At 64.3% G+C, this 4,838-nt stretch carries 3 protein-coding genes and 1 riboswitch; of the genes, 1 reads left to right on the top strand and 2 read right to left on the bottom strand.

The window, feature by feature from the left end; translation table 11 throughout:
- Together AC1DMG_RS19900 and AC1DMG_RS19895 are read right to left on the bottom strand one after the other, a co-directional pair.
- Nucleotides 1–351, bottom strand: a 351-nt coding sequence (locus tag AC1DMG_RS19900) for a phosphoenolpyruvate carboxylase (protein WP_477180962.1), incomplete at its 3' end; no start/stop codon positions are given.
- 137 nt (nucleotides 352–488) lie between these two features.
- A complete protein-coding gene (locus tag AC1DMG_RS19895; RefSeq protein ID WP_477174998.1) occupies nucleotides 489–2,984 on the bottom strand; it encodes a S9 family peptidase in 2,496 nt (831 codons plus the stop codon).
- 140 nt (nucleotides 2,985–3,124) lie between these two features.
- Nucleotides 3,125–3,226, top strand: a riboswitch (S-adenosyl-L-homocysteine riboswitch).
- A gap of 40 nt (nucleotides 3,227–3,266) precedes the next feature.
- On the opposite strand from AC1DMG_RS19895, the gene ahcY reads away from it, so the two are divergent.
- Nucleotides 3,267–4,700, top strand: coding sequence for an adenosylhomocysteinase (gene ahcY / locus AC1DMG_RS19890; protein ID WP_477180961.1), 1,434 nt, complete (start codon nucleotides 3,267–3,269; stop codon nucleotides 4,698–4,700).
- The last annotated feature ends 138 nt before the right edge of the window (nucleotides 4,701–4,838 follow it).

Raw genomic sequence — 4,838 nt, 5'->3', positions numbered from 1 at the left:
GAGCAGCGACTCGGGCTGAGGTGCTCCGCCTTCACGCTGATAGTCGCGACGACGGCGGATGCGATGGATGCGTTCGGCGATATTCACCGCCTGGAAATAGGTGGCAAAGGCACGCGCCAGCGACTCGGCCTTGTCGGTATCCAGCCCGGTAAGCAGGCTGCCCAGCACATCCAGCGGTGCTTCTTCCACGCGGCGCTCGATGGCCGCGGTACGGATGCGCTCGACCTCCTCGAGGAAGTCCGGCGAGATCTGCTCGGCCAGCATATTGCCGACCAGGGTGCCGAGGCGGCGGACGTCTTCGCGCAGAGGCGCGTCGTGCGGGGCGAACTCAGGACTGCGGTGCTGGTTCATCGATGCCACGTTGCGGATGTCTGGACGTCCAAGACTACCCCAAGCGGAGGACTTTTGTGCATTGCCACAAAATCGTTCAGCGACATCAAGAAAGCGGGACGAATGCAACGTCCCGCTCCCTGTTCAAACGTTACGACTCAGGGCGCAGCCATCGCCTTGCCCGCGGGCTTGGCCTGCTTCACGTACAGGTCCAGCCAGCTGTTCATCTCCGCCAGCATCTGCATKATCGATTCGCGCGCACGATAGGCATGCGCCTCGTTCGGCAGCAGGACCAGGCGCGAGGTGCCGCCCAATCCCTTGATGGCGGCATACATGCGCTCGCTCTGGATCGGGAAGGTGCCGGAGTTGTTGTCCTGTTCGCCGTGGATCATCAACAGCGCGTCCTTGATGTTCTCCGCATAGTTGAATGGCGACATCGTGTTGTAGACGTCCGTCGCCTGCCAGTAGTTGCGTTCTTCCGACTGGAAGCCGAACGGCGTCAACGTGCGGTTGTACGCGCCGCTGCGCGCGATGCCTGCCTTGAACAGGCGCGTATGCGCGAGCAGGTTGGCGGTCATGAACGCGCCGTACGAATGGCCGCCCACCGCGATGCGATTGCGATCGGCCACGCCACGGCGCACCACTTCGTCAACAGCGGCTTCGGCGCTGGCGACCAGCTGCGGGATGTAGGTGTCGTTGGGCTCTTTGCTGCCCTCGCCCACGATAGGCACGGAGAAGTTGTCCAGCACCGTATAGCCCATGGTGAGGAAAGCCTGCGGGCCCCAGTAGCTGATGCGGTTGAACCTGTATGGCGAGTCGGTGACCTGCCCGGCCGCATCCGCCGATTTGAACTCGGCCGGATAAGCCCACATCAGCATCGGGCGCGGGCCATCCTTCTTCGGATCGTAGTTGGGCGGCAGATACAGCGTGGCCGTGAGTTCCACGCCATCCTTGCGCTTGTAACGGATCTGCTCCTTCTTCACGCCCTTCAACTGCGGCAGCGGATTGGGAAAATGGGTGAGCTCGTGCAACTTGCCGTTCGCGGCCAGATCACGCACGTAGTAGTTGGTCGGCTCAGTGGGCGACTCGCGCGAGATCAGCGCACGCGTGCCCTGCGCATCGAGCAAGACCTGCGGGTCCTCGTAGTAAGGCGCCTGCGACTGGAACAGCCGCGTGCTGCTGCCCGACTGCAGGTTCACGCGGTCGATGAAGGGACGATCGCCTTCGGGCGAGGCGCCTTCGCCGAGGCGGTAGATGTTTTGTCCGTCGGCGGTGACGATAAGGCGCGATTGACCGTGCTCGTCGAGCATGGTCGCGGGCGTGCCGGGATCGCGATAACGATCTTCCGACGAGCCCTCGCGTACGAGGGCCGGCGCTTGCGCCGGGTGATCGGGCGATACTCGCCATTGCTTCACGCGGCGCGTTTTCCACCAGAACTCGTCGATCAGCGCCAGATCGCCGTTGGCCCAGTACGCACCCGCGTAGCGACTGCCAAGCTTGGCCAGCGTCACTGGCGCCTGTTCGAACGGCGCCGACTGCATCTGTACGATGTCGCGGATATCAGACTTGCGTGCCGGATCGCCGCCGTCCTGCGCTTCGGCCCACACCAGCGTGGCCGGTGCATCGGCACGCCAGGTGATCTCGCGCACGCCGGTGGGCACGGCGTCGTTGCCGGTGGGCAGGCCTTCCACCAGCGGCAGATGGGCGATCTCCTTCACCAGCTTGCCATCGCGATCGAGCACTTCGATGCGACGCGGGAAGCTATCTACGGGAACGAGGTAGGAGAACGGACGCTCCACGCGTTCGCGCAGCAAATAGTGCCCATCAGGCGACGGTGCGAGTCCAAGCGTCAGGGCAGGCTCGCCGAGCTTGGTGACCTTGCCGTCCAGCGACACCAGCGCGGACTGCGAGCGCAGGTAGTACTCGAACAGCTTCGCATCGTCTTCGTTGCGCAGCATGTCCTCGTAGGTGCGGATGGCCTTCACGCCACTGCCTGCCTGCGTCTGCTGCGTATCGGGACCAGTCGGTATGCTGTTGCCGACCGGTGCTGCGCCCTGCCCCTCTGGCTGCAACTGCACCAGCAGCTGCGAGCTGTCCGGCATCCAGCGATAGCCGCGGCCGGCCACGGTGTTCAACGGCAGCGAGATCAGGCGACGTGCCGAGCGCGCGCCGATATCGACCAACCACAATTCATTGGTGCCTTCGCGCGCATTGACCTGGTTGAAGGCCAGATAGCGCTGGTCCGGCGACCACGCGGACGTCGCGATGGAGAGCGGTTTGGGCAGACCCTGCGGGCGGATTTCCTTGCCGGTGGCCACGTCCATCAGCCACAGGTCGCTGCCGAATACGAAGCGGCTCTGCGCATAAGTGCGGGGGTTGATGCGCAGGCCGGCCAGTTTCAGTTCCGGCTGCGCCACTACGTCGATGCCTGGCAGTGGCGGCGTCTGGGTGAGCGCCAGCAGATCGCGATGCGGGCTGATCGACAGCTGTGGCGGGCGCGGTGCATCCACCAGGGCCTGCAAGGGTGCGGGCGGTGCGAGATAGCCCGAAGCCGGCGCCGTGACGGGCGCTGGGGCCTTCGAATCGGCGAGCACGAGCGGTGAGGCGGCCAGCAGCAAGCCGGCGAGAATGAAACGGCGCAGCGACCTATCCATACGAGGCAGTCCCCTGTGTCATGACTCCTGCGACATTAACCCTTGGGCGGCCAGCGGAACCAGGCCATCAGTCATGGTTCGGCTGAACCGGAGGGGCGCCGGCCACGAAACCATCATCGAGGGACGCTATACTCATGCGTCCCGTCGAGGGGCGCTGCGACCGCGGCTCCGTGCACACCCAAGCGTGTTCCACGAACCCGGCCAGGCTCGACGGATTTTTCCTGTAACGGCGCCCGGTTAACGATGCGACTTGTTCAGTCGCAACACCCGGAGCTAAGCCAAATGAACGCAGTTACCAAGGATTCCGCCTCGCAGGACTTCAAGGTCCGCGATATGTCGCTCGCCGATCTCGGCCGCCGCCGCATCCGCATGGCCGAAGAAGAAATGCCGGGCCTGATGCAGATCCGCGCCCGCTACGCCAAGGAAAAGCCGCTCAAGGGCGTGCGCCTGTCCGRCTCCCTGCACTGCACGAAGGAAACCGCCGTGCTCGCCGAAACCCTGCGTGAGCTGGGTGCCTCGGTGCGCTGGGCCTCGTGCAACATCTTTTCGACCCAGGACGACGTGGCTGCCGCCCTCGCCGCCGGCGGCCTGCCGGTGTTCGCCTGGAAGGGCGAGACGCTGGAAGAGTACTGGGAGTGCACGCTCGACATGCTGACCCACCCGGGTGAGCTTGGCCCGCAGCTGATCGTGGACGACGGTGGCGACGCCACCTTGTTCATCCACAAGGGTGTGGAACTGGAAGACGGCAGCGACTGGGTCAACACGCCCAGCGGCAACCACGAAGAGCAGGTCATCAAGGACCTGGTCAAGCGCACCGCCGCCGCGCGTCCGGGCTGGTTCAAGAAGATCGCCGCCGAATGGAAGGGCGTCTCCGAAGAGACCACCACCGGCGTGCATCGCCTCTATCAGCTCGCCGAAGCCGGCAAGCTGCTGGTGCCGGCGATCAACGTCAACGACTCGGTGACCAAGAGCAAGTTCGACAACCTGTACGGCTGCCGCGAATCGCTGGCCGACGGCATCAAGCGCGCGACCGACCTGATGGTCGCCGGCAAGGTGGCCGTGGTGTGCGGCTATGGCGACGTGGGCAAGGGTTGCGCGCATTCGCTCAAGGGCTTCGGCGCTCGCGTGATCGTGACCGAGATCGACCCGATCAACGCCCTGCAGGCCGCGATGGAAGGCTTCCAGGTCACCACCATTGAAGACACCCTGGGCCTGGGCGACATCTACGTCACCACCACCGGCAACAAGGACATCATCACGCTGGAGCACATGGCGGCGATGAAGAACAACGCGCTGGTGTGCAACATCGGCCACTTCGACAACGAGATCCAGATGGATCGCCTGAACACCGCCAAGGGCGTGTCGCGCGAAACCATCAAGCCGCAGGTGGATCGCTACACGTTCGAGCAGACCGGCCGCAGCATCTACATGCTGGCCGAAGGCCGCCTAGTGAACCTGGGCTGCGCCCATGGCCACCCGAGCTTCGTGATGTCCAACAGCTTCTCCAACCAGACGCTAGCCCAGCTCGACCTGTGGGCGAACAAGGACTTCTACGACAAGACGGTCTACCGCCTGCCCAAGAAGCTGGACGAAGAAGTGGCTCGCCTGCACCTGGAGCAGATCGGCGTGAAGCTCACCAAGCTGACCCCGGACCAGGCTGCGTACATCGGCGTGCCGGTGGATGGTCCGTACAAGCCGGATCATTACCGTTATTGATCGTTGCCTTCGGGTAGATCGAAAAGGGGCCGCCGCAAGGCGGCCCCTTTTTTTGGGCGGTGAGGCGAAMGGCGTCGCGCACAGGGTGCGCTCCCACAGTTGGGCGTGCGACAAACCTGTGGGAGCGCACCCTGTGCG

Source organism: Dyella sp. 01N36, from assembly GCF_056399745.1.
Note: the sequence above shows the minus strand (reverse complement) of the source record. Positions and strands in the feature narration are given on the sequence as shown.